General features: G+C 54.2%; 18 protein-coding genes and 5 pseudogenes. 7 read left to right on the top strand and 16 right to left on the bottom strand.

The genetic code is table 11. The features are described 5' to 3' along the window. Nucleotides 1-12 precede the first annotated feature (12 nt). From araD to ACQ86O_RS09310, 11 genes and pseudogenes are all read right to left on the bottom strand, one after another. Nucleotides 13-717, bottom strand: coding sequence for an L-ribulose-5-phosphate 4-epimerase (gene araD / locus ACQ86O_RS09260; RefSeq protein WP_431224982.1), 705 nt, complete (start codon nt 715-717; stop codon nt 13-15). Continuing rightward, nucleotides 714-1,601 (bottom strand): L-ribulose-5-phosphate 3-epimerase, encoded by an 888-nt coding sequence (locus tag ACQ86O_RS09265; protein WP_431224983.1) that lies wholly within the window; start codon nt 1,599-1,601, stop codon nt 714-716. Before ACQ86O_RS09265 ends, araD begins: the two co-directional genes overlap by 4 nt. Then, nucleotides 1,591-2,409 carry an FGGY-family carbohydrate kinase gene (locus tag ACQ86O_RS09270; RefSeq protein WP_431225689.1) on the bottom strand — a complete coding sequence of 273 codons (819 nt, stop codon included), beginning with the start codon at nt 2,407-2,409 and terminating at the stop codon, nt 1,591-1,593. The genes ACQ86O_RS09265 and ACQ86O_RS09270 overlap by 11 nt, the downstream gene beginning before the upstream one ends. Next, nucleotides 2,389-3,086: pseudogene (locus ACQ86O_RS09275) on the bottom strand (FGGY family carbohydrate kinase); the annotation flags it as partial. The gene ACQ86O_RS09270 and the pseudogene ACQ86O_RS09275, both read right to left, overlap by 21 nt. Nucleotides 3,087-3,092: 6 nt before the next feature. Further along, nucleotides 3,093-4,069, bottom strand: a pseudogene (locus tag ACQ86O_RS09280) (ABC transporter permease). A 5-nt stretch (nt 4,070-4,074) separates the two neighbouring features. Beyond that, complete coding sequence (locus ACQ86O_RS09285; RefSeq protein WP_431224984.1) at nt 4,075-5,565, bottom strand: sugar ABC transporter ATP-binding protein; 1,491 nt, start codon at nt 5,563-5,565, stop codon at nt 4,075-4,077. Nucleotides 5,566-5,672: 107 nt separating this feature from the next. After that, nucleotides 5,673-6,590, bottom strand: coding sequence for a substrate-binding domain-containing protein (locus tag ACQ86O_RS09290; RefSeq protein WP_431224985.1), 918 nt, complete (start codon nt 6,588-6,590; stop codon nt 5,673-5,675). 415 nt (nt 6,591-7,005) lie between these two features. Further along, nucleotides 7,006-8,556 carry an FGGY-family carbohydrate kinase gene (locus ACQ86O_RS09295; RefSeq protein ID WP_431224986.1) on the bottom strand — a complete coding sequence of 517 codons (1,551 nt, stop codon included), beginning with the start codon at nt 8,554-8,556 and terminating at the stop codon, nt 7,006-7,008. A gap of 17 nt (nt 8,557-8,573) precedes the next feature. Beyond that, entirely contained in the window at nt 8,574-9,647 is a 1,074-nt protein-coding gene (locus ACQ86O_RS09300; protein WP_431224987.1) for a zinc-binding dehydrogenase, read from the bottom strand. Between the two features lie 415 nt (nt 9,648-10,062). Continuing rightward, nucleotides 10,063-10,368, bottom strand: a complete 306-nt coding sequence (locus ACQ86O_RS09305; RefSeq protein ID WP_431224988.1) for a putative quinol monooxygenase — start codon at nt 10,366-10,368, stop codon at nt 10,063-10,065. A gap of 33 nt (nt 10,369-10,401) precedes the next feature. Beyond that, nucleotides 10,402-10,983, bottom strand: a complete 582-nt coding sequence (locus tag ACQ86O_RS09310) for an NAD(P)H-dependent oxidoreductase (RefSeq protein ID WP_431224989.1) — start codon at nt 10,981-10,983, stop codon at nt 10,402-10,404. 279 nt (nt 10,984-11,262) lie between these two features. On the opposite strand from ACQ86O_RS09310, the gene parC reads away from it, so the two are divergent. The 3 genes and pseudogenes from parC to ftsP all read left to right on the top strand — a co-directional run bounded on the left by parC (nt 11,263) and on the right by ftsP (nt 16,061). After that, a complete protein-coding gene (gene parC, locus ACQ86O_RS09315; protein WP_431224990.1) occupies nt 11,263-13,536 on the top strand; it encodes a DNA topoisomerase IV subunit A in 2,274 nt (757 codons plus the stop codon). A 252-nt stretch (nt 13,537-13,788) separates the two neighbouring features. Next, nucleotides 13,789-14,525, top strand: a pseudogene (locus ACQ86O_RS09320) (1-acylglycerol-3-phosphate O-acyltransferase). A gap of 120 nt (nt 14,526-14,645) precedes the next feature. After that, complete coding sequence (ftsP, locus tag ACQ86O_RS09325) at nt 14,646-16,061, top strand: cell division protein FtsP (protein WP_431224991.1); 1,416 nt, start codon at nt 14,646-14,648, stop codon at nt 16,059-16,061. Here ftsP and ACQ86O_RS09330 read toward each other — a convergent pair. Further along, nucleotides 16,058-16,972 carry a LysR family transcriptional regulator gene (locus ACQ86O_RS09330; protein WP_431224992.1) on the bottom strand — a complete coding sequence of 305 codons (915 nt, stop codon included), beginning with the start codon at nt 16,970-16,972 and terminating at the stop codon, nt 16,058-16,060. The two genes, ftsP and ACQ86O_RS09330, sit on opposite strands and share 4 nt — an antisense overlap. Nucleotides 16,973-17,106: 134 nt before the next feature. Between ACQ86O_RS09330 and xapA the strand changes: the two genes are divergently transcribed. Both xapA and ACQ86O_RS09340 read left to right on the top strand, forming a co-directional pair. Beyond that, entirely contained in the window at nt 17,107-17,928 is an 822-nt protein-coding gene (xapA, locus tag ACQ86O_RS09335; protein WP_431224993.1) for a xanthosine phosphorylase, read from the top strand. A gap of 92 nt (nt 17,929-18,020) precedes the next feature. Further along, nucleotides 18,021-19,280, top strand: coding sequence for a nucleoside permease (locus tag ACQ86O_RS09340; protein WP_431224994.1), 1,260 nt, complete (start codon nt 18,021-18,023; stop codon nt 19,278-19,280). Nucleotides 19,281-19,303: 23 nt separating this feature from the next. Here ACQ86O_RS09340 and ACQ86O_RS09345 read toward each other — a convergent pair. The 3 genes and pseudogenes from ACQ86O_RS09345 to ACQ86O_RS09355 all read right to left on the bottom strand — a co-directional run bounded on the left by ACQ86O_RS09345 (nt 19,304) and on the right by ACQ86O_RS09355 (nt 22,651). Then, nucleotides 19,304-20,232 (bottom strand): annotated as a pseudogene (locus ACQ86O_RS09345) (PfkB family carbohydrate kinase). Beyond that, entirely contained in the window at nt 20,229-21,626 is a 1,398-nt protein-coding gene (locus ACQ86O_RS09350) for a purine-cytosine permease family protein (protein WP_431224995.1), read from the bottom strand. The pseudogene ACQ86O_RS09345 and the gene ACQ86O_RS09350 overlap by 4 nt, the downstream one beginning before the upstream one ends. A gap of 8 nt (nt 21,627-21,634) precedes the next feature. Then, nucleotides 21,635-22,651, bottom strand: a complete 1,017-nt coding sequence (locus ACQ86O_RS09355; RefSeq protein WP_431224996.1) for an ADP-ribosylglycohydrolase family protein — start codon at nt 22,649-22,651, stop codon at nt 21,635-21,637. A 190-nt stretch (nt 22,652-22,841) separates the two neighbouring features. On the opposite strand from ACQ86O_RS09355, the gene ACQ86O_RS09360 reads away from it, so the two are divergent. Together ACQ86O_RS09360 and ACQ86O_RS09365 are read left to right on the top strand one after the other, a co-directional pair. Continuing rightward, on the top strand, nt 22,842-23,600 hold the full coding sequence (locus ACQ86O_RS09360) for a GntR family transcriptional regulator (RefSeq protein WP_431224997.1): 759 nt from the start codon (nt 22,842-22,844) through the stop codon (nt 23,598-23,600). An 86-nt stretch (nt 23,601-23,686) separates the two neighbouring features. Continuing rightward, nucleotides 23,687-25,851, top strand: a pseudogene (locus ACQ86O_RS09365) (YgiQ family radical SAM protein). 99 nt (nt 25,852-25,950) lie between these two features. Here ACQ86O_RS09365 and ACQ86O_RS09370 read toward each other — a convergent pair. Beyond that, a complete protein-coding gene (locus tag ACQ86O_RS09370; RefSeq protein WP_431224998.1) occupies nt 25,951-26,556 on the bottom strand; it encodes a transglycosylase SLT domain-containing protein in 606 nt (201 codons plus the stop codon). Nucleotides 26,557-26,625 lie beyond the last annotated feature (69 nt).

Consider the following 26,625-nt stretch of genomic DNA (forward strand, 5'->3'; position numbering starts at 1 on the left):
GCCAGGGGCCGCTTATTGGCCGTAATAGGCGTTTTTGCCGTGTTTACGCAGAAAATGTTTATCCAGCAGCACTTGCTGCATGGATGAAATCTGCGGGTTCAACTGGCAGGTTGCCAGCGCCATCGCCGCCACTTCTTCCAATACCACGGCGTTGTGCACCGCTTCACTGGCGTTTTTCCCCCAGGCGAAAGGCCCGTGAGAATAAACCAGTACCCCCGGCACGCTGGTTGATGGGCATTGGCGATCCTTAAAGGTTTGTGCGATTAACTCACCGGTTTGGTGTTCATATTCACCCTTGATTTCGTCGGTATTCATGGGTCGGGTACAGGGGATAGCACCGTAGAAATAATCCGCATGCGTTGTACCCAATGCCGGAATATCGCGCCCGGCCTGTGCCCAGATCGTGGCGTTGCGGCTGTGGGTATGCACGATAGCCCCTACCTCAGGAAAATGATGGTATAACGCCAGATGCGTTGCGGTATCAGAAGAGGGTTTGCGATGGCCTTCACACACTTTGCCAGCCAAGTCGACCACCACCAGATCGTCCAGCGTCATTTGTGCATAATCGACACCAGAAGGTTTGATCACCACCAACCCAAGTTCACGATCAATCGCTGACACATTGCCCCAGGTAAATGTCACCAGTCCATAACCGGGCAGGCTAAGATTGGCTTCCAGGACCTGTTCTTTCAACGTTCTGCTGATTTTCGCATTCATATCTCCAGCCCTCCTTCACGCATCTTGTTCTCAATCCAGGCTTTGGCGTTTCGCACCCTGGCGATGTCGTCTTCCTGGCCCTGCGCCCACATCTCCATCAGATACGGGCCGCGATAGTTCAGTGCACTCAACACTTCGAAAGCATGCACAAAATCAACGCAGCCGTCCCCAAAGGGAACATCGCGGAACTTGCCGCAGGTGCCCGGCAGCACGGGTATGGTGTCTTTCAGATGAATGGCAGTGATTTTATCAATCCCTTTGGTCAGCTCAGAAGCGACGTTATTGCCCCATGCGGTCAGGTTGCCGAGATCCGGATAGATGGTGAACCACGGGCTTTGGATCAGTTCATCAAACTCCAGCCATTTGCTGATGCTGTTGATAAACGTCGTATCCATAATTTCTACCGACAACATGACCTGCGCCTGAGCCGCACGCTCGACCGCCCATTGCAGACCATCGACAAAACGTTGGCGCGTTCCGCGATCTGCGGGTTCGTAATAGACGTCATACCCGGCAAGCTGGATGTTACGAATGCCGAGATCCACGGCTAAAGACAGTGCTTTTTCCATTAGCTGGTAGGCGCGCTCACGGGTTTTGATATCACGACTGCCAAACGGTGCGCTACGGTGTGCCGACAGACACATGCTGGGAACCGGGATGCCGCTCATCAACCTGGCGGAGTTAAAATCGCTACGTTCTTGTAAACTCCAGTCCAGGCGGGCCTGCCGTGTCGGTTGCTCGTCAATGGAGATTTCGACAAAGTCAAAACCCAGTTCCCGAGCAGTCTCCAGGCGCTGCGCCCAATCCATATCGGCAGGTAACGCTTTTTCATAGACACCCAAGGAGATCGGTGATGGGTAGTGTTGGAGTTCATTACTCAGCATATTCAACCTCACTCAGTGCTTCTGCCACATGGAGATAACGAGTCATCTGCTGGCGCAGATTCTGATGGGACGCCTGTTGGGGAACGAAGGTACGTACCGCCGGTTGCGTGGCGGCCATGGCTTCGGAGAAGTTGGCGTAATAGCCCGCCCCCACGGCAGCGCACAGCGCCGCTGCCCGGCAGCCACACTGCTGAATATCCACCACTTCCAGCGGAAGATTGCCGGCGTCAGCGAACATCTGCATCCAGGCGAGCGAATGTGTTGGGCCACCAGTGATGCGAATGCGTTCAACATTGGGGTTGAGCTGCAGGACGCGATCCTGGTGCAGCAGATGGGAGAACACGATGCCCTGATAAATAGCGTTCACGACATCGGGCATACCGTGGTGGCTACGCATACCGATCAGGCTGCCATTCAGGTTCAGGCTTAAATTGGAACCGAACAGATAAGGCAGGAACACCACCTCGCTCTGCTGGCCGCGTTTATTGTTGACCCATTGATCAAACTTTGGATAAAGGCTGGCATCGTTACCCCAGAAGGTGCGCATGAACCAACTGAGATTGGCCGCCGATGTTGGGCTGCCTTCATGAACGAAATATTTACCCGGGATGCAATAGCTGCCCCAGACATAGTGATGTTCGGCAGCCATCACCCGGTCAGTGACGCAGGTGGCGATCGACCAGGTTCCGGCGACGGCGCTAAGGGTTTTATCATCACTTACCCCCGAGCACACGGCGGAAGCCACGACGTCGAACAACCCGCCATAAACTGGCGTTCCGGCCAGCAGACCGGTAGCCTCTGCCGCCATGCGGGTGACGACACCGGCCTGTTCGCTTGAACCTATCACTTGCGCGGTTTTATCCACCGCTTCCGGGATGCCGAAATCGGCCATGAGCGAGGGATCGTATTTGCCGGTTTGCTGGTTATAGAGATTACTGCCGGAGATATTAGTTATCTCAGCGGCAATCTCGCCGGTCATCCTGAAACGGACATAGTCATGCACCATCAGCACCGCGGCTATCCGGTCATAGTTCGCGGGCTCATGCTGCTTCAGCCAATGCAGTAGCGATACCGGATGGCCGGTCCACAACTGCTGCAAACCTCGTTGATACGTCTGCCGGTCCAATCCCTGTTCGCGCCACTGTTGAACCAGTGAAAGCGCACGGGTATCGGAAGAGATAATACCGTTTCGCACGGGCTTGCCCTGGCGATCAATGGCGTACAGCCCTTTGCCATGCGAAGAAAAGCTAACGCCGTGGATTTCTGCGGGGGAACCGCACAGGATTGAATCACCCGTTTTGTCACCTGGCACACGGATTGCCATAACCCATCCATATCGCGTTCACAGAAGCCGGGTTGTGAAGACAGCATCTCGCCATCCAGCTCCTCAACGCCGATTTCTCGCCCATCGGTGGCATAGAGCCCGGCTTTGGTCACCGTACCGCCAATATCAATTCCCAAAAAATAAGCCATGACACACTCCATTAGTGCTTATTTGCGTTTACCCGAGCTGATGTAGATCGCCACCAGAATGATCCCGCCCTTGATCACGTTCTGAACATAAGGGGAAACTCCCATCAGGTTCAGGCCGTTATTGAGAACCCCAAGCATCATGGCTCCGACCAGCGTGCCGATGATGGTGCCTTTGCCACCAGAAATGGCTGCGCCACCCAGCACGACCGCGGCGATCGCATCCAGTTCAAAGCCGACTCCGGCGTTTGGCTGGCCGCTCATCAGGCGTGAAGTCAGTACCAACCCGGCCAGCGCCGCCGTGACACCGCTGATGACATACACCAACAGTTTGGTACGCGGTACGCGGATCCCGCTCAGCCTTGCCGCTTCCTCGTTACCACCGATGGCGTAAACGTGGCGGCCAAAAGACATATGATTCAGGACCACCCAGGCGATGATGTAGACCAGAATCATGATCAAAATGGGAACCTGAATACCGGCGACGGTGCCGCGACCAAAGAAGGAGAACCACTCCGGCAGCCCGGAAATCGGGTAACCGCCGGTATATATCAGTGCCAAACCCCGCGCGACACCCATCGTGGCAAGGGTGACGATGATCGGTGGCATCCGCGCCCAGGCAATACATGCGCCGTTGATGGCACCAAACGCAGCACCGACCAACAGGCCGGCGAGCAGTGCCAGCGGAACCGGGATACCGGCAATCATCAGGCCTGCAGAAACGGTGCCGGACAATGCCATCACCGGACCAACCGACAGATCGATCCCGCCAGTCAGAATGGCGCAGGTCATGCCGACGGCAATAATGGCGTTAATCGACACCTGCCGGGCGACGTTGGTCAGGTTGTTGGTGGTTAAAAAGCTGTCATTCATGAACATCATCAGAACGAACAGCGCAACAAAACCCAGGAAGGGAAAAAGGCCGGATGGCGCAGACATCTTTCCAGATAGCTGCGTTGCTCAGAGCTGGGCAATGCCGGGCTGGAGGCGTTTTCCATACTGCTCATAAGATGTTCCCCGTAGCATGTAACATGATGGTGTTGGAGTTAATGTCTTGATCGTCCAGCTCGGCCACGATATGCCCATCGCGGAAAACCAGAACCCGATCGCATACGCCGATAACTTCTGGCAGTTCTGAGGAAATCATGATGATGGCGATCCCCCGCTCGGTGAGTTCGTGCATGAGCTGATAAATCTCAGCTTTTGCACCAACATCGATCCCGCGTGTTGGCTCGTCAAAGATCAAAATGCTGCAATCGTTGTTCAGCCAGCGGGCAATCACCACTTTCTGCTGATTACCACCGCTGAGGGTGTTGACCGCAGTCTCTGCCGAAGAGGTTTTAACCCCGACTGATTTAATTAACCGCTGCACGATGGCGCGCTCTTTTTTGCTGTTAATGAACAGCGACGCGACTTTTTCGTGCCGGTTGAGGGTAATGTTCTGGCTGACAGAGAAGGGCAGAACCAGACCTTCGGTTTTGCGGCTTTCTGGCAATAGCCCGATGCCCTGCTTTAGCGAATGAGCAGGGTCACGTAACTGGGTTTTCTGACCGTGCAAAGTTATCGACTTACGGTAACAACGCTGTGCGCCGATCAGCGCGCAGACGGTTTCGGTACGCCCTGAACCGACTAACCCGGCAAAACCCAGGATTTCGCCCTTATGCAAATGGAAGCGGTCTTCCGGATGGTCTTTACCGCGTTGCAGAGTCGCTTCTAAAATGCGCTCAGAACGATCGTGCTGCGAGTTCCTGACCGGGAAAGCCTGCTCTACTTTCCGGCCCACCATCATCTCCACCAGCCGGTCTATATCAGTATCGGCGGAAGGCACCGTCGCGATATATTCACCATCACGCAAGACCGTGATGGTGTCGCAAATTTGAAAGATTTCCTCCAGATGATGCGAAATGAATACCATGCCAACCCCCAATAACTGCAGATCGCGCATGATGCTGAACAGGTGTTCTGCCTCGCCAGGCGTCAGGGTTGCGGTGGGTTCATCCAGAACCAGAATTCTTGCATCCAGGGAAAGCGCCTTGGCGATCTCGACAAACTGCTGCTGTGCGACGCTTAACTGTTCAACGGGCACATCCATATCAAGAACAACGGACAGGCGTTTGAAGATATTGATGGCCTTCGCTCGCATGGCCCGACGATCCAGCAAGCCAAAGGCATTTTTAATCTCACGATTGAGGAAAATGTTCTCTACGGCATTCAAATACGGAATAAGAGAGAATTCCTGGAAAATAATTCCCACGCCAGCGTGAATAGCTTCGCGATAATTATTAAAGACCTTGTTTTCACCCTCAATACAAATATCGCCACTATCCTGCTGATAAATACCGCAGAGGATTTTCATCAGCGTTGATTTGCCCGCGCCATTTTCACCTAACAATGCATGTATCTCACCTTTCTTCACGGTGAGATTAATACCATCCAGCGCTTTTACACCGGGAAATGACTTTTTAATCTGCTTTAACTGCAATAGTGGCGTCATGACAACTCCCTCATCAGTCAGCTGAGGCTCTTACAGAAACTGAATATTTGTAAGGGCCTGGATCGAAAGCCGTTGCCATAGCTTTTTGGCAACGGCTCAGCATCGACTTACCAGCTAAAGCCTTTCGCGTTGGTCTGTGTGATCAATTTAATTTCAACCGGGATTTCTGAAGGAATGGTGGCACCCCAATACTTCGCCAGTGCGATACCCAGCGCAATACGTACCTGATCGCGCGGGAACTGTGCAGAAGTGGCGATAAAGTGGGACTTGTCTTTCATGATCTCTTTGATGGCTTCCGGGTGGCCATCGACACTGACCAATTTGACATCTGCGCCATTGGCATCAATGGCGGCCAAAGCACCGAGAGCGCCAACGTCATTGACGCTGAACAGCCCGACGAGGTCTGGGTTGGCTTGCAGCATGTTTTCGGTCACGGTCAGCGCGGTGTCACGCTCTTGTTTGCCGTTTTGCTTGCTTACGATAGAAATGCCGGGGAAGGCTTTCATCGCATCTTCAAAGCCACGAACGCGCTCCAGAATCGGTACTACTGGAATACCGTCCAGGATCGCGACTTTGCCTTTACCTTGCAGGCTTTCGCCAAGGAATTTACCGGCCTGGAAACCTGCATCATAGTTTTTGGAACCGACAAACGAGTCCAGCGGACCCTGCGCCTGTGCATCAACGGCGACGACCACTACGCCAGCTTTGTGCGCGGCTTGCACAGCGGATTCCACACCGACCGAATCTGCCGGGTTAATCAGCAGGATATCTATTTTCTTTTGCAGCATATCTTCAACATCACTAATTTGTTTTGAGACGTCGTGACGTGCATCAGAAACATATATTTTGGCGTTGATGTCGCTACCGGCCTGATCTAATGCTTCTTTCATCGTAACGAAATACGCATTGTCCATTTCCTGGAATGACATGCCGATTGATATTTGTTTAGCGTTAACCGTATTGCCAGCCAGTGTGATAAATACCGCGCCACACATTACCAACGCTTTTTTTAAAATGGATGACATACAAAATCTCCTATGAGGTGTTCTATCTTTTTACGATTATTATTTATATCCGTCGTCCTTCAGGTTGCAGATGTCTTGTGATTACGGTTTTTCTGCGGCCTGAACCATTTTGGATATAGTTATTGCTTAGGGTAAAAAAAGACACTGGCATCCCCGCAGACAGATCTCTGCGTATAGCGACTCCAGGTTACGGCCTGCCTTATCAGAATCAGGCTGATGTAGCAGGTTATTGCATATCTGTTTGCGTCACGTGCCACTCACTTAGAAATGACAACGTGAACATTATTCTAACCTTTATGTTATAAGCACACTGTGATTAAGTGCATATTTCACGTAATTGTAACCTGTTGGTTAAGGGGAGAGGATGGCCATGCTGGCCAAACTCTCCATAATAATAACGGCTTATTCGGCAAACTCATTGCGCGGCGGAGTGTGCCAGCATCGCGAGTTGGTGCATATTCCCCTTCAGGTTGCGATAAATGTCCTGGTATTGTGCAAAAAGCAGACTGTAATGCGCGTGTCGGGCGGCATCTGGTTGCGCGCGGCTTTCCAGTGTCATCCAGGATTTAATCACCTTCACATCGGTAATCAATCCGACGGCCAAGGCAGCCAGGCAGGCGTCACCCAGCGGTGCTTCAACCTCTTCTTTGATGGTAACCACCGGGTAGCCGGTAACATCGGCAATGATCTGCATCCACAGATCTGAGTGCGCGGCCCCGCCAACGACGATCAATTGGGGTTCCAGGTGGGTTGCCCCTTTGATACCGCAGGTTATGTTGTCACGCAGTGCAAAAGCGATCCCCTCGAGCACGGCTCGGTACATATGCCCTTTGGTGTGATATAGCGATAACCCCAGCAAAGTGCCCGACGCCTGGGGATCCCATATCGGGCTGCGTTCGCCCATCAGATACGGCAGGAACATCACGCCTTCGCTACCCGCTTTTACCTGGAGCGCCTGTTGTTCGAGAAGTTGGTGGACATCGATGTTTTCCCGCTTCGCCTGTTCAACTTCCTGCTGGCAAAAGTTGTTTCTAAACCAACTGATTGCCGCGCCTGCGGTAATCGCGCCGCCGAAGATGTAGTTGTCCTGCAGCCCGTTGATGACATAAGGCATGGAGATCAAACCGTGTTTGGCATCGACATCCGGATTGATATAACCCCAGCACATGCTGGTTCCGAGCATGGCTACGTGGTCGCCGGGCGCAATGACGCCTGCGGCCAAGGTAGCGACGGCCGCATCAACGCCGCCAGCAACGATGGGGGTTCCGGCCTTCAGCCCCAGTTTTTCCGCCATCTCTGGCAGTAGTCCACCCACGATTTCGCTACATTCAACCAGGCGGTCGGGCATCATGTTGCGTGGGATCCCCAACATATCCAATGCAGCTTGCGACCACGTCCGTGCCTTGATGTCGTAAACCCCACCAATATTGCCAGCAGAACTGTGGTCTACCGCAACCTCCCCGGTTAACAGGTAGTTGATATAACTGTTCGGCGGCAGCAGATAATGGGTATTAAGCCAAATATCAGGGCGGAAGCGTTTGAGCCACAGCATTTTTGTGTAGCCGTAATAACTGTCGAGCCCGTTGCCGGTGATCTCAAAAAGGCGTTCGGTGTCAACGTGATCCCGTACCCACTGCACTTCTTCACCGGCCCGGCGATCCATCCAGATCAGGCAGGGGTGCAGTGGTCGCATATCGCGGTTAACGGCGATCCCCGAGCCGCCGTACAAACTACTGATACAAACGGCTTTGATCTCCTCGGCTGCAATATTGGAGGCTTTGATGCTTTGTGTAATGGTCTGGCACACGGCATCGAACCACACTTCCGGCCATTGTTCAGCCCACATCAAATGAGGAGTATCCACCTGATAACTCACTGATGCCTGACCGACAATCTCCCCCTGTAGCCCCAAAACCAGTGCTTTGGTGCTTTGGGTTCCCACATCTACACCAATGACATAAGCCATCGCCGCCTCCGCCAGTGTTAAGGATTAATCACGACTTTAATTGAGTCTGTTGATGAGGCCATTTCAAACGCTTTATCCCAGTCATCAATGCCGTAATTATGGGTAATGATGCCTTCAGCGGTAACCAGGCCCCGTTCGAACAGATCGATGGCAATGTCATAGCTGTATGGGCCCAGATGCGCCCCCCGAATATCCAGCTCTTTACGATCGCCGATGATTGACCAGTCCACGGTTGTTTCTTTGCCGAAAACGCTGAACTCGACAAAACGACCAAGCTTCCTGATCATCTGCAAGCCCTGCGTTACACCGATAGGAGCCCCTGTGGCCTCAATGTAAACGTCGCAGCCATAGCCTTCGGTCATCGCCTTCACGATGGCATCGGCATCTTCTTTCAACGGGTTGATCACCACATCTGCGCCCATGGCTTTAGCCAGTTCGAGACGTTCATCAATGGCATCGATCACCACCAGTTTTTTCGGTGTCTTCAGCTTGGCAACCTGCACCATGCATAAGCCCAGCGGGCCAGCACCGGCCAGCACCACCACATCGTTAAGCTGAATATCGCCGCGAGCCACCGTGTGGATGGCACAGGCCATCGGTTCAATCAGTGCGGCATCGTTATGCGAGAGCTGCTCCGGAATTTTATGAATGATCGCCCGTTTGGAGAACAGCATGTATTCCGCCATTCCGCCTTCCGCGACCCCTTTCTGGAAGCCATAAATATCGTGGGTTTCGCACATCCAATATTTGCCGGATTTGCAGTAGCGGCAGTCCCAGCAGGGGACAATCTGCTCTGCCAGGATCCGATCGCCAATTTTGATTTTGAATTTCTCTGCCGCCCCAACACCCATATCGACGACACGTCCGTAGAATTCATGGCCAGGCACAACCGGTGTTTTTACCCAGGGATCGTCGCCCCAGAACATCGGTGCACCACTCTTGGCCTTACAGTCTCCGGCGCAGATCCCGCAGCCATCAACCTTAATGACAACTTCCTTAGGGCCAGGACGCGGCGTTGGAATATGTTCGAAGCGGTAATCTTCAGGACCGTGACACACCACTGCTTTCATCTTCGTTGGCAAGCTGTTCATCGTTATCTCCATGTGGGTGCATAATGTGTATGTTGACGTTGTCATTTTCCAGGGTAAGAAAAATCTCAACTCAACAATCGCTCCGTAATGCACACGATAGGTTCAAATTAAAAGACTGTATGGCTAAATTTTGTTTCGTAAATGTTAATATGATAACGTCAACATCATAGCGAGAATGGATCAAGAAAAAACATGAAGAAAGTCACAAACCATTAAGTTTGGGGTAGGAAACCTGAGCAGTGTGATCCAGCTTAAAAAAAGGGAAGAGTGTTGCAGGAAAATCCATATCAATTGAGAGCTGAATGATTTCAGCTCAAATAAGAAGGGCTTTTCTAAATATTCGTTATCCATTCCCTTTCCGGGACGTTGAGGGAATGGATAAGTGAAGATAACTCAATGCGGTCGCTGGGAATATTCAGGCATTATCCAATACATAGATAGTGGTGCCCAGCACGCAGTCTTTGATGGTTTCACGATGTTTGTGCATGTGATCCATCTGCAGATGTTTTTCCAGGTGCGCCTGGCTTTGCCACTTTTCCAGCATAAACACCGAATCCGGCGATAACGTCTGCCAAGGCGCCTGCGTATTAACGTCGACCATTGGCTGATAGCCGCCACAGCCTTCTTCTGCCAGCACTGCCGGGATCAGTTTCTCGATCGCTTTCAGTACCGTTTCACGTTGGCCGGGTTTAGCTTTGATTTCTGCAATTACGGTGATCATTACGACCTCATTGATAAATGAAACAGACCGCAGTTAAGCAAATACTTCGCCCAGATGCGCGCGTAAACGTGCGATATCGTTGGCGATATCCGGCTGTTTAATCACGTCATTGCAGATAAAGGTCGGCAGTGCTTCCATCCCCAGGAACTGGTTGGCCTTGTGGAAATGCAGGTAAACGCCATCAACCCCCACGCCGTGGAAGAACTGTTCCGGATCGGTAAAGGCCTCCAATGGGGCGTTCCAGGTCAGGCTCAGCATATATTTTTTACCCTGGAGCAGGCCGCCGGAACCGTATTTTTTGCTGTCATCGGAACGGGTGCGGCCATCGCTGGCGTACAGGCTGCCGTGGCCAGCAGTGAAGACTTCATCAATGTATTTTTTCAGGATCCACGGTTCACCCATCCACCAACCTGGCATCTGGTAAATCACCGCATCGGCCCACAGATATTTCTGCACTTCGGCTTCGATGTCATAACCGTCATCAACCACGGTAACCTGCACGTCGTGTCTGGCATCGCGCAGGAAGCTTTCAGCGACGTCGCTCAGGGTCTGGTTCAGTTCGCCGTTGGAGTGGCCGAATTGTTTTTTTGCGTTAATAATCAGAATATTGCTCATTGGTACAATGCTCCGTCAGAAATAAGGAATGTGATGGCCACCGCCGGACTGCGTAAGCCAACTCGCTGAAACGGAGTGTAATCCTTCATACGTCAGAGAAAAATGCGAGATAGCGCACAACAGTGTTGACTGTGAGTCAATAAAAGCCACAGCTGATGGTGGAATTTCGCATAAACTGGGAACAATAAGCGATCAATGCAGCAACTGTGACAGCCACCCTGCAGATGAGTTACTATCGCGGGCAGAATCGACCCTTTGTCGTCTGAGGATATCTGAGTAATGAGTGAACTGACTCATGATGGTGTTGAGCGTCTACCGCTGCACACATTCACTGAAAACGCCTATCTGAACTATTCCATGTACGTCATCATGGATCGGGCGCTGCCATATATCGGCGATGGTTTAAAGCCGGTACAGCGCCGCATTATCTATGCCATGTCAGAATTGGGGCTTAATAACAGCGCAAAATTCAAAAAATCGGCCCGAACCGTGGGCGATGTGCTGGGTAAATACCATCCGCATGGCGATAGCGCCTGCTATGAAGCGATGGTGTTGATGGCACAGCCGTTCTCATACCGCTACCCGCTGGTAGACGGGCAGGGCAACTGGGGGGCGCCGGACGATCCAAAATCTTTTGCCGCGATGCGTTACACCGAGTCGCGTCTGTCGAAATACGCCGAAGTGCTGCTGGGCGAACTGGGCCAGGGCACGGTAGATTGGGTGCCAAACTTCGATGGCACTATGCAAGAACCGAAGATGCTGCCAGCGCGCTTGCCTAACATCCTGCTCAACGGGACTACCGGTATCGCCGTGGGCATGGCAACGGATATTCCACCGCATAATGTGCGTGAAGTTGCCGCCGCCGCTGTAGCCTTGATCGACAAGCCTGGCGCCTCCCTTGAGGATCTGCTGGAGTTTGTGCAGGGGCCGGACTTCCCTACCGAAGCGGAAATCATCACCCCGCGCGAAGAAATCCGCAAAATTTACCAGAATGGGCGCGGTTCGGTCCGGATGCGCGCCATATGGAAGAAAGAAGATGGCAGTGCGGTGATCACTGCCTTGCCGCATCAGGTTTCCGGTGCCAAAGTGCTGGAGCAAATCGCCAACCAGATGCGAGCCAAAAAGCTGCCGATGGTGGAAGACCTGCGTGATGAGTCCGACCACGAAAACCCGACCCGTCTGGTTATCGTGCCGCGCTCGAACCGTATCGATCTGGAACAGGTAATGAATCACCTGTTTGCCACCACCGATCTGGAACGCAGCTACCGCATCAACATGAACATGATCGGCCTGGATAACCGCCCGCAGGTCAAAGGGCTGGTGGAGATCCTGACCGAATGGCTGGCTTTCCGCCGCGATACGGTGCGCCGTCGCCTCAATTATCGCCTGGAGAAAGTGCTCAAACGGCTGCATATTCTGGAAGGTTTGCTGGTCGCGTTCCTCAATATTGACGAAGTGATCCACATCATCCGCAGCGAAGATGAGCCGAAGCCGGTGTTGATGCAGCGGTTTGGCATCTCTGATACCCAGGCTGAAGCGATCCTTGAGCTGAAACTGCGTCACTTGGCCAAGCTGGAAGAAGTGAAAATCCGTGGCGAGCAGGATGAACTGGCGAAAGAGCGCGATCATCTGCAGGCGCTGCTGGCGTCCGAGCGCAAGCTTAATAATCTGATCAAAAAAGAGATTCAGGCGGATGCACAGGCCTATGGCGACGATCGTCGTTCACCATTGACCGAACGTGAAGAAGCCAAGGCGATGAGCGAGCATGACTTTGTGCCTTCCGAGCCGGTGACCATCGTCCTGTCTGAAATGGGCTGGGTGCGCAGTGCCAAAGGCCATGATATCGATCCGAGCGGTCTAAGCTATAAGGCTGGCGATAGCTTCCGTGCCGCCGCGCGCGGCAAGAGTAATCAGCCAGTGGTGTTCATTGACTCAACCGGGCGCAGTTATGCGCTCGATCCGCTGACGTTGCCTTCGGCACGTGGGCAGGGTGAACCGCTGACCGGTAAGCTGACGCCACCGCCGGGCGCTACCGTGGAGCAGGTCCTGATGGCCGCCGACGACCAGAAACTGTTGATGGCTTCCGATGCCGGTTACGGCTTCGTCTGTACCTTCAATGATTTGGTGGCACGCAATCGCGCCGGTAAGGTGATGATTACCCTGCCGGATAACGCCAAGGCCTTGCCACCGATGGAAATTCACAGCGACGACGACATGCTGCTGTCGATCAGCGTAGCAGGCCGTATGCTGATGTTCCCGGTGGCCGATCTGCCACAGCTTTCGAAAGGCAAAGGTAACAAGATTATTTCGATCCCGTCGGCGCAGGCAGCCAGTGGTGAAGATAAGCTGGCCTGGCTATTCGTGTTGCCACCACAGACCTCAATCACTCTGCATGTGGGCAAACGCAAGCTGAAGCTGCGGCCAGAAGATCTGCAGAAGTTCCGCGCGGAACGTGGCCGTAAAGGCACCTTGTTGCCACGTGGCCTGCAGCGTATTGACCGGGTTGAACTTGATATGCCAGAGCGTGCCTCACAGGGCGATAGCGAAGAATAAGCCGGTGTGATCTAACGGTAGGGCGCAGCATGCTGCGCCCGCTTTCTTTGCCATTGTGAGTTATTCCAATTATTTAACTGTTCCCGAGATAAACTGATTGTGCGGATGGTCGGCTGGCGGGAAAATAGTGGAAACAGCGGTGACGCTGTGCGGTTAGCTCCGCCAGCAGTCCTCTGCAACAAGAAATCCTCGCGGCGGCGAACATTTTTACTGGGAATGCTGCTGTGTCGGTAGGGTGCTAATGAGGTTGTTATGTTATTAATATTGCGTGCAATTATCGTGACGGTCTATTGCATTTTAGTCTCTTTTTTCGGTTCGATTTACTGCTTGTTCAGCCCGCGTGATCCCCGCCATGTGGCGACCTTTGGCCATCTGTTTGGCCGCCTGTCGAAGGTGTTTGGCCTGACGGTTGAAATGCGCAAGCCTGCCAATGCTGCCAATAACGGCAAGTGCATCTATATTGCCAACCATCAGAATAACTACGACATGGTGACGGTCTCCAATATTGTGCAGCCGCGTACCGTAACCGTGGGTAAAAAAGCCTGGTGTGGATCCCGTTTTTTGGCCAGCTTTATTGGCTGACCGGGAATCTGCTGATAGATCGGGATAATCGAGCCAAAGCCCACGGCACCATTGCCCAGGTGGTTGATGCCTTTAAGGAAAAAGACATTTCTATCTGGATGTTCCCGGAAGGTACCCGCAGCCGTGGCCGGGGATTATTGCCCTTCAAGACCGGTGCATTCCACGCAGCCATTGCGGCTGGCGTGCCGATTGTGCCGATCTGTGTTTCTACCACCAGCGGTAAGGTAAACCTGAACCGCTGGGACAACGGCCATGTGATTATCGAGATGCTGGAGCCGGTTGATACCAGCGGCTACAGTAAAGAGCAGGTTCGTGAACTGGCGGCCCATTGCCGTGAATTGATGAAGACCAAGATTGACCAGCTGGACGCGGAAGTTGCCCAGCGTGATGGCAACAAAAATAAGTAAGCAGCCAATGCCCTCATCCCGCCCTCCCAGAGAAGAGGGGCGTAATATTAGGCATGACATTTATGCCCCGGCAAGCCGGGGCTTTGCATAAGATTTAACCTTTATTTTCATGGAGAAGATATGTCACTCAGTCGACGTCAGTTTATTCAGGCATCGGGCTTGGCGCTTTGCGCCGGAGCGGTGCCGCTGAGGGCTGAGGCGAGCGGCACGCAAACCCCGTTACCCATTCCGCCATTGCTGGAGTCCCGCCGTGGGCAGCCGCTGTTTTTAACCTTGCAGCGCGCCCATTGGGCATTTATGGAAAACCGTAAAGCGTCCGTCTGGGGCATTAATGGCATGTATCTGGGGCCAACGGTGCGGGTGTATAGCGGCGACGACGTCAAACTGATTTACAGCAATCGTCTGACCGAGCCGGTGTCGATGACCATCAGCGGGTTGCAGGTGCCAGGTACCCTGATGGGGGGCGCGCCACGCATGATGTCGCCAAATGTCGACTGGTCACCGGTGATCCCTATCCGCCAGCCTGCGGCCACCTGTTGGTATCACGCCAACACGCCCAATCGCATGGCGCCGCATATCTACAACGGCCTGGCCGGTCTGTGGTTGGTTGAGGACGAAATCAGTAAAAATCTGCCGTTGCCGAACCATTACGGAGTCGATGATTTCCCGTTGATCATTCAGGACAAGCGGCTGGATAGCTTCGGTACGCCTGAATACGATCCTCCGGCACAGGGCGGTTTTATTGGTGACACGCTGTTGGTGAACGGCGTACAGAACCCGTTTGTTGAGGTTTCGCGCGGCTGGGTGCGTTTGCGTCTGCTGAATGCGTCCAACTCTCGGCGTTATTCACTGCAACTGAGCGACGGGCGGCCGATCAATGTGATCGCCAGCGATCAAGGGTTCTTGCCAGCTCCGGTAGCGGTTCAGCAGCTTTCTCTGGCTCCAGGGGAACGCCGCGAAGTGCTGATTGATATGTCCAAAGGTGAAGAAGTCTCTATCACCGCTGGTGAAGCGGCAGGGATCATGGATCGCCTGCGCGGGCTGTTTGAACCGTCCAGCCTGCTGGTGTCCACTTTGGTAGTGACGTTGAAACCCACTGGCCTGCTCCCCTTGGTGACCGACAATCTGCCGATGCGCCTGGTGGCGGATCAACTGCTGGATGGTAACGTTATCCGCTCGCGTGAATTCCGTCTTGGCGACAAGATGGCGGGGATTAACGGTGCGATCTGGGACATGAACCGCATTGACGCCCAGGCACAGCAAGGAACCTGGGAGCGCTGGACCCTTCATGCCGACACCCCGCAGGCATTCCACATTCAGGGCGTTCAGTTCCTGGTGAAACGCGTCAATGGTGCGCAACCGATGGCAGAAGATCGCGGCTGGAAAGATACCGTCTGGGTGGATGGCGACGTTGAACTGCTGGTGTATTTTAACCAGGTATCCTCAGAGCATTTCCCGTTCCTGTTCTACAGCCAGACGTTGGAAATGGCCGATCGCGGCTCAACCGGCCAATTTGTGGTGCAGGCGTCTTCCTAAACAGCGCCGGGCGTTCGTAGCATTTTCAGGAACGCCCGCACCACCGGAGTGGCACTTTCAGCGTGGTAGATCGCATAGAGATCGGCCGAAGGTGCTGACTGCAACGGGCAGAAACGCACGCCGGGCCACGGGATACGTCCGTAGCTGTCTGGTAACAGCGTAATACCGAAACCTTCCGCCACCAACGCCATCAGCGTTTGCGGCTCGTTGACCTGATGGGCAATGTCTGGCGCAAAACCCTGCTGCAAGCAGAGGTTATGCAGATAGAGCCCCAGGCTGGCTTCGTTGGGCGGCAGTACGATAAATTTGTCATGCTGCAAGGCTTGCAGCGAAATCTCAGCGCCGTTTGCCAGCGGATGGGCAGCAGGCAGCACCACAGAAATTTTTTCTTTCGCCAGCAACTGGCAGGCCAGCCCCGGCAACGCCTGTTGCTTCGCCTCGCGCCAGACGCCAATATCGATATGCCGCTTTTGCAGTGAAATAATCTGCTGGCTTGGGGTTTGCTCGTTCAAGGCCCAGGTCACTTTTTCTGCCTGCCCGGTAAAGCGTTTCAGTGCCGGGATCAGCCCGCCCCACACCGACGTGCCCACCATACCAATCACCATATGGCCAGCTTCGCCACGGCCAAGCTGCTGCACCTGATTGAGCGCGTTACCCGCCTGATCCAGTAGCATTTCTACGTTATGGAACAGCGTGCGGCCCGCCAGGGTCAGCGCCATTGAGCGGGTGGTGCGTTTAAACAGCTCCACTCCCAGCTGGCTTTCCAGCTCCTTGATATGTTTACTCAGCGGCGGTTGGGAGATGTTCAGCCGCTGTGCGGCCTGGGTGAAATTCATCTCTTCAGCAACCACGCGGAAATAGTGCAGCAGGCGAAAGTTGATCCGGCTTGGGTCAGGCAGTGGCTGTTTCATAGGTGGTAAGGCCTCCCGATACGGGGTTATTTATAGGCAAACAGAATAAATCAGCAGGCAAGAATGTATTGGTCTCTGCCCTTGCTCGCTCTCTACTATGGGGCATATTTCACCCTCCCACAGAAGAGAATACTATGTTTAATCAAGACGATGCTTTTTCCTGTGCTGATGTTCTGCGTGCCAGATTACCCGGCTTTCAACCACGAGCCGCGCTGATCCTGGGATCTGGGCTGGGGGCGCTGGCTGACGTCATGACCGATGCTGTGACCATCGATTATACCGAACTGCCGGGTTTCCCGGTTAGCAGCGTGGCAGGTCATGCCGGGCAACTGGTGGCCGGTTGGTTGGAAGGGGTGCCGGTATTGTGCATGAAAGGGCGTGGGCATTTCTATGAAGGCCGTGGCATGCAGGTAATGACCACTGCGGTGCGTACCTTCAAACTGTTGGGTTGTGAATTCCTGCTGGCGACCAACGCCGCCGGTTCGCTGCGCAAATCCGTGGCGCCAGGTAGCCTGGTTGCGTTGACCGACCACATCAACTTTATGCCGGAATCCCCGCTGGTGGGCAGCAACGATGAACGTTTCGGCCCACGCTTCTTTAGCCTGGCCAACGCCTATGATCGCGATCTGCGCGCACAACTGGTGGCGGTGGCCGCCAATGTCGGCATTCCTTTGGCCGAAGGGGTGTTCGCCGCCTACACCGGCCCGAATTTTGAAACCCCGGCCGAAATCCGCATGATGCAGACCTTAGGCTGTGATGTGGTGGGGATGTCGATCGTGCCCGAAGTGCTGTGTGCCCGCCACTGCGGGCTGAAGGTACTGGTCGTTTCGGCAATGACCAACTATGCCGAAGGGCTGTCGGACACGCCTCTTTCTCATGAGCAGACGCTGAGCTGTGCCGCAATGGCGGCTGGCGATTTTATGCGCTTGATCCGTGAGTTCTTTAAAACCCTGTAAGGCTTATTTCTTCTCGCTATCCCGCAGCAAGCCCTACCTTGCTGCGTAAATCATCGTTTCAATAAAAAATATCAAAATAACAGGTGATGGTAATGGCAATAAAAACACGCTTGAAGGTGATGGTTTTTCTCCAGTTCTTTATCTGGGGCGCCTGGCTGGTGACCTTGGGTTCCTACATGATTAACACCCTGCATTTCAGCGGGGTGCAGGTGGGGATGGTTTATAGTTCGAAAGGAATTGCGGCGCTTATTATGCCGAGCCTGGCCGGGATCGTCGCCGATCGCTGGATCAAAGCCAACTATCTTTATGGTCTGTGTCATCTCTTGGGGGCGGTGGCGCTGTACTGCGCCGCACAAGTCAGCCAGCCGATGGTGATGTTTTGGGTGATGCTGTTTAACGCCATGGTCTATATGCCGACTATTGCGCTTTCTAACGCCATTTCCTATTTCTGCCTGGAAAAGCATGGCTGTGATACGGTGAAGGATTTCCCGCCGGTGCGGGTTTATGGCACCGTTGGCTTTATTCTGGCGATGTGGCTGATAAGCTTCAGCAAGATTGAATTGAGCAATATGCAACTGTATCTGGCTGCTGCGGTATCGCTGTTGCTGGCGGGCTATTCCCTGACGCTGCCTCATTGCCCTACCAGTAATGCCAAGCGATCGCGAAGCTGGGTCAGTCTGCTTGGTCTGGACGCGTTTGTATTATTCAGACAAAAGCGCATGGCGGTATTCTTCCTGTTCGCCATGTTGTTGGGGGCAGCGTTGCAGATCACCAATACTTTCGGTAATCCTTTCCTGCACGATTTTGCGCTCAATCCGCTGTACCAGGATAGCTTGAGCGTGCGTTATCCTTCGGTGTTGCTTTCTCTGTCGCAAATCTCCGAGGTATTTTTCATTCTCACCATCCCGTTCTTCCTGCGCAAATACGGTATCAAGCAGGTGATGCTGATCAGCATGGCGGCCTGGACGCTGCGCTTTTTGTTCCTGGCCTACGGCACGCCCACCGGGTTCGGTTTTGTGTTGTTGCTGCTTTCGATGATTGTGTACGGCTGTGCGTTTGATTTCTTTAATATTTCAGGCGCCATCTTTGTTGAAAAAGAGGCTGACCACCGCATTCGTGCCAGCGCCCAAGGACTGTTTATGACCATGGTCAATGGAGCAGGGGCTTACGTTGGGGCGATCGCCAGCGGTGAAGTCGTGGACTTCTTCACCCATGAGGGGGTGAAGGATTGGCAGAGTATCTGGCTGGTATTTGCCGCTTACACGCTGGTGCTAGCCGTGGTTTTTGCGCTGTCTTTCAACTATCAGCACCGGCCAGAAGAGATGACCGGTGACGTGCAGAAAGCGCATTAACGATGGGGGATGCCCTTGCGCGGTTAAACCGGAAAACGTTGTTGCAGTTGTTGCCAGTCTGGTGCCCCGGCGGCACCACGGCTGGCAACCACGCAGGCTGCTACGCGGTTGGCGAGGCTGACGGCTTGCACCAGCGGCCAGCCAGCGGAAAGCCCGGCTAACAATCCTGCGCAGTGGGCATCCCCCGCACCGATGGTATCAACCACCTCAACCGGATAAACCGGCACATGCTGCGGTGGGGTGCGACCATCACAAATCCAGGCACCGTCGCGGTCCAGACGGCAGATCAGCGTTATATTATGCGCGGTGGCATAACGTTGGGCGGCATTGACAGCATCGCCTTCACCACACAAGAGAGCCACTTCATCGCGATTCAGCGTCAGTAAGGTCTGGCTGTCGTTCAGCATGGCGAAAAACGCGTCATCCAACTGGCCGACCCGTGGGCCAGGATCCAGTAATCGCCACTGATCGAACGGCAAGCGGGTCAGCCATTCACGCAGTGCTTCGCCAGGTTCGCCTACCAGTTCATAGCCGTTGGCATAAATCACCGTTTCGGGCGTCAGGGGCAGGGTGGCCAACTGGGCTTTGTTCCATTGCGCTTCGCAGCCGGTAACGGTGATAAAGGTGCGCTCAGCGTTGGGCTCCACCAATGCCAGACACCAGCCGTTATCCATCTGCCCATGCCGTAACAGCACTGGCAGATTCAGTTCCTGCATCGCGGCTTCGATGGCGGCACCCCATTCCCCGTTGCCAACCGGTATACCGTTGACTACCGGGACCTCCAGGCGGCGTAGCGCCCGCGCCACGTTGAAGGCACAGCCACCAATCTGGCGCTCTTGCGGCTGTGCTTCGATATCTTCACCACTGGTTGGCAGCTTTGGCAGTGTGAGAACCACATCGCCCACGGCACCCCCACGACCAGAATCGGTTTTACTGCGACAAACTCTCTCATTTATGTCCTCTGTGACTGGCCAGATACAGGCCGTAGGCAATCAGGCTGACCAGGAAAGAGACGAACAGCCCCAGGCTGGAGTCTGCGAACAGGCCTTTGGCCAACGGGCCATCGATAAAACCGGTTTTGGTGACCAGCAGCCCGCAGAAGGCTCCGAGGAACCAGCAGAACAGCGGCACTTTACGCACGCCCCGGTTCTGGCCGTTCAGGCCGTACAGGGCGTTGCCGTCGTAGCCATGATGACGGCGCACTTTAGCATAATCGAGAATGAAAATGGCCTCCCAGGCGGCAAGGAATACCCCGCAGAACACCAGGAAGGAAATGAACGGCCCCATAAAGTCGCCAGAGATAAACAGCACATAGATGGCGATGGCAAGTATCACTACGGCGTCAATGGAGACGGCCAGCGATTGCTTCACCTTCACCCCTAGTGTCAGTAGGTTTAGGCTGGCGGAATACAGGCTGAGCACGGCAATAGTCACAATACCGGCGGTGGCGGCCAGCAGGTAAGGGATCGCCATCCATTTGGGTAACACTGAACCGATCAGCGCAATCGGGTTGGCTGCGCTGGCCAGATCGGGCAACTGTACCGAAAGCAGAATACCGGTGAACATCAGCAGGATCAGGGGCAGGCATGCGCCACCGACCACGGCGGCAAAGATGCTTTTATCCGAGGATTGCTGGCTCTGGTAGCGGCTGTAGTCCGCCCCGGCGATGGCCCAACTGATACCTGTACCGGCGGCGATCACCGAAACGGCTGGCAGGAAGCCGGTCAGCCAACTGCCCGAAGGCAGGGACAACACCTTGCCCCATTCAGTGGTAAAGACGATGTACAGCACCACAATCAGCGTCATGCTGCCGAACACCCGGCTGAACCAGCTCTGCATCCAGACTACCGTACTCTGGCCCAGCAGGCTGACCACGATGGTCAGGCCGCCGAACAACAGCAGGCTGAAGGCGGTAATGGAGTGGCTTTCCCCCAGGCCTAGCGCCTGGAACAGCGCCGCCAGGGTCAACGTACCGGTAATGACGTTTACCGCCTCCCAGCCCATCAGGTTGATCCAACTGAAGGTGGTCGGGGCTATATTGCCTTTCAGGCCAAAAATCACCCGCGATAAGGTCAGGGTAGAAGTACGGCCACGTTTACCCGCGAAGCTGGTGTAACCCACCAGGGCAAAGCTTGCCACACCGACCAGAGCGGCCAGGACCGACTGAATAAAGGAGAGGCCGAACGCGACGATAATTGCCCCGTACACCACACCGAGTATACCGATGTTGGCGGCTGACCATATCCAGAACAGTTCGAGCGGTTTACCGGTCTGCTCGGCATCCGGTACGCGATCGATTCCGGTACTTTCTACTTTCCATGTCTCATTGCGGTTGATGTCACTCATGGTGCGATTTATTCCTGTTTGCGCAGCCTGAGTAGAGCGGCCGCGTAGGGCTGAAAATCAATCTGATTGGCACGGTTGATGGTGTCAATCCACTCCGCCGGGAAAGCGGCAATGCCACGTAATGCTCCGCAGATTGCCGTTGCCATGGCGCCAATAGTATCGGTATCCCCACCCAGGTTGGCCGCCAGGATCGCGCAACGCTGCGGATCGGTACCGGCCAGTTCAACCAGCGCTAACGCCATCGGGAGCGACTCAATAGTGTCCATACCTGCGCCAATGGTATGGTAAAGCTCCGATAACGCCTCGCGGTCCTGTAAATCACCCAGGCTGGCAGTGAACTCCAGAGCCCAAACCACACGGCGGCTGAGCGAAGGGCTAAAGGTGGTGATCTGTTGCTGTTGCACCTGCTCCACCCGTGCGGGCAGTTCTTGTTTAATGGTGACCCAATCCGCGCCCTCGATGGCCCGGCTGACGGCCCAGGCGATGGCAAAAGCACCTGCCACGGCGATATCTGACTTGTGGGTCGGGCTGCAGGACAACCGAACTGCCTCGATAAACTTCGGCAGATTGCGGCTTGGCAACAGGCAACCCAATGGGGCAACCCGCATAGCAGCGCCATTGGTGACGCCGTTTGACGGGATTTGCGCGATCGGGGTGCCGGCACGCACGGCCAGCAGTGCTGCTTTGGAGCTAGGCCCAAGAATATTTTTATCAAAGGCACTGATGCGTTCTGCCCACAGCATGATGTGGTGGGCAATACGTTCTGGTTCGACCCGCCCCTCTGCGGCCAATAACGCGTCCATCAAGGCTACTGCCTGCTGGGTATCGTCGGTGTACTCCCCGGCGATAAATCCATTTGCTGCTATGTTCTCTGGCGGGCCAGGCAGGAAGTGGGTGATCCAACCAAAATAATCACTAACCTGCTGCAATGGCCACAGTTCTGACGGCATCCCCATCGCATCGCCCACGGCTTGGCCATACAGCGCCCCGAGAATGGCTTGGTGAGGATTTTTAATATTTTTCATTTATGGGTGTTCCCTGGTGTTGAAGCATACCGATGTAAAAAACATCAGTGGGTTAACATTACGTGTGAAATGAATCCAATTAAAGTCCATTAGGTAAGAAATGTGATGCCAATCTAATTCCAATGTAGGGCGGTGGAAAGTCATTATCTTGAGTGTGACAAATATGATAAAAATCATTTAGGGGAAGAATATGGCTACTCAGAAGGTGAGTCTGATGAATGATTTTATTGCCTGGTTGCATCAGGAGTTCGCGCAGGCAACAGCGGCACCACGTTATATTCAACTGGCCACTACCATTGAAGCGGCGATTAACCAGCGAGTCCTGGCCGTAGGGGATTTTTTGCCACCGGAACGAGCGATCGCTGACGCCTTGGATGTCTCACGGGTGACGGTGAGCAAGGCAATGAAATTACTGGAAGAAAAGACGCTGATCGTCCGCCAGCAAGGCATTGGTACGCGGGTAGCGATGCATATCGGCTATTCGCTCAATCAGGATCACGGCTTTACCGCCCAGGTGTTACGCACTGGCAGCAGCGTCAGTAACCAATGGCTGTTGCGCACCCGCATGACGGCACCGGCCGAAGTGGCCAAGGTGTTGGCACTGGCAAGCAACAGTGTGGTGGCCAAACTACGCCGCCTGCGGTTGATGGATGGCAGCCCGGTGTCGTTGGAAACCACCTATATTCCAGCCCGTTTTCTGCCAGATCCGGAAAAACTAGAGCATTCGCTGTACGCTCTGTGGCAGTCACGCGGCATTATTCCTGAGGGAAGGCATTTTCTGTTGAAGGCGGTTGCCTGCAGCGAAGAAAACGCCAGCTTGCTCAATGTGCCGGGTGGCGCGCCGTTATTACGAATCATCCAGACCACCCGCAATGCGCAGGGTGAAGTCTTGGAGTTTAGCGAAACACTCTGCCGCAGCGATGTGTACGAGTTTGAAGTCAATGGCTGATTAATCTGAGAAATGCATGCTCTTTTGGCGGGGAGTGCGTATAATCGCCGCCCGGCGATAAATTAACCTGCACAAGAGCATCCGTAATGAGCACCACCAGCCTGATCCAACCTGAACGTGAACTGTTTTCCTATAAGCCTTATTGGGCTGAATGTTTTGGCCCCGCGCCGTTTTTACCGATGTCGCGTGAAGAGATGGATAAACTAGGCTGGGATAGCTGCGATGTGATCATTATCAGCGGTGACGCGTATGTCGATCACCCGAGTTTTGGCATGGCGATCGTTGGCCGTATGTTGGAAGCCCAAGGCTTCCGCGTGGGGATCATTGCCCAGCCAGACTGGAGCAACAAAGAAGATTTTATGCGTTTGGGTAAGCCAAACCTGTTCTTTGGCGTGACTGCGGGCAATATGGACTCGATGATCAACCGCTACACCGCCGATCGCAAGCTGCGCCATGACGATGCCTACACCGCTGGCAACCTGGGGGGAAACGCCCAGATCGCGCCACCTTGGTGTATAGCCAACGTTGCAGAGAAGCTTATAAAGATGTGCCAGTGGTGTTAGGGGGTATTGAAGCCAGCCTGCGCCGTATTGCACATTATGATTACTGGTCGGATACCGTGCGCCGCTCGGTATTGGTGGATTCCAAGGCCGATATCCTGATTTATGGCAACGGCGAACGCCCGCTGGTGGAGCTGGCGCACCGCCTGGCGGCGGGTGAAAAAATCCAGGATATTCATGATATCCGCAACACCGCGGTCATGCGTAAACAAGCCATGCCGGGCTGGAGTGGCGTAGATTCCACCCGTCTGGACAAGCCTGGGCGCATTGAGCCGATCCCCAATCCTTACGGTGAAGATTTGCCCTGTGCCGATGGCGGTACGCCAGAACCAGAGGCCAAACCCGTTACCGTGCGCGCCGCCAAGCCCAAGCCGTGGGAAAAAACCTACGTGCTGCTGCCTTCCTTTGAGAAGGTGAAAGCGGACAAGGTGCTGTATGCCCACACTTCACGCATCCTGCACCACGAAACCAACCCTGGCTGCGCCCGTGCATTGATGCAAAAACATGGCGATCGCTATGTATGGATCAACCCACCGGCGATCCCACTCAGCACACCGGAAATGGACAGCGTATTCGCCCTGCCTTATCAGCGTGTGCCGCACCCGTCTTATGGCGAAGATCGCATTCCGGCCTACGACATGATCCGCTTCTCGGTGAATATCATGCGTGGTTGCTATGGCGGCTGTTCGTTCTGCTCGATCACCGAGCACGAAGGGCGGATCATCCAAAGCCGTTCTGAAGATTCGATCGTGCGTGAAATCGAAGAGATCCGCGACAAGGTGCCGGGTTTTACCGGTGTGATTTCCGATCTGGGCGGCCCAACGGCCAATATGTATATGCTGCGCTGCACCAACCCGCGAGCCGAACAAACCTGCCGCCGCGCTTCATGTGTGTATCCGGAAATATGTACCTATATGGATACCAACCACGAGCCGACCATCAAGCTTTACCGCCGTGCCCGTGAACTGGAAGGGATCAAAAAGATCCTGATCGCCTCTGGGGTACGTTACGATCTGGCGGTTGAAGATCCTCGATATATCAAGGAACTGGCTACCCATCATGTGGGCGGTTACCTGAAGATTGCTCCGGAACATACCGAAGAAGGGCCATTGTCGAAGATGATGAAGCCGGGTATGGGCAGTTACGATCGTTTTAAACAGCTGTTCGATCAGTACTCCAAACAGGCGGGTAAAGAGCAGTATCTGATCCCTTATTTCATCTCTTCGCATCCGGGCACCCGCGATGAAGATATGGTGAACCTGGCGCTATGGCTGAAGAAAAACCGTTTCCGTCTCGATCAGGTGCAGAACTTCTATCCATCGCCGATGGCCAACTCCACCACCATGTATTACAGCGGCAAGAACCCGTTGAGCAAAGTGGGTTATAAGACCGAAGACGTGTTTATCCCGCGCGGCGATCGCCAGCGCCGCCTGCATAAAGCGTTGCTGCGTTATCACGATCCGCTCAACTGGCCGCTGATCCGCACTGCGTTGGAAGAAATGGGCATGAAACACCTGATTGGTGGCCGCCGCGAATGCCTGGTGCCAGCGCCAAGCCTCGACGAGCAGCGTGAGGCTAGACGCCTGCAGCGCCACACTCGCCCGGCGTTAACCAAACATACGGATATCACTCGCCAGCGCACCCCGTCCAACAAGCCGGCGCGAAAGCCTGTGCGCAGCGGTAAGGCCTGATAACTCACTTTAGGGGGCCGGTGGCTTCATGCCATTATCGCCCCCTCTTTATCTTTTATAGGGGATATTCCCTGGTTGAGGATAAAGCTCTATTTCAGGCTACAAACTGTTATAGGCCGCTTCGACCTTCAGCATATAGCGCGGAGCCTGCGGCGAGGGATGGTGCTGGCGCACATGCCAGTGAAATGCTTCGGGTGACAGGTTGTTAATCATGCTGATGGCTTTCTTGCGATCGCTCGAGAAAGTGCGCAATAAGGCACCTGCGCCGTTGGCATAGGCCACTTCAGTGGCGTAGCGCCGGGTAACCGGATCTTCAATCCAGTTCAGTTGCTGATGCTGCAAGGCGCCAATATAGGCTGCACCGAGGTCGATATTGGTTTGCGGATCCCGTAGATCGTCATCATCCGGGCAACCGCTTTTGCCTTTAAAACGATAAGCATCACAACCGGCGGTATTCGCTTTAAGCTGCATCAGGCCGATGGCGTTAGAGGGGCTGACGGCTTGCGGGTTAAAGCTGGATTCCACCTGGATTATCGCCGCGATCAGTTTTTGATCGACGCCGTATTCATTGGCGGCGTCTTCGATTTCATCGTCATAAGCATGGCTATCATGGCTGGTTCGCTGGTGCTTGCTGGAACAGCCAGCCAACACCAGCAGCATCAATATCATTGCCAGGCGTGGCAGATGAGAGAAGGAGAATGTCATGAAACTCCGTGCCGTTGTTATCAGGTAATCACAGAGCGATATCATAGCGCCAGTACTTGCCAATATCTT

The organism is Serratia sp. L9, from assembly GCF_050632285.1.
In the GTDB taxonomy this organism is placed as follows: domain Bacteria; phylum Pseudomonadota; class Gammaproteobacteria; order Enterobacterales; family Enterobacteriaceae; genus Chania.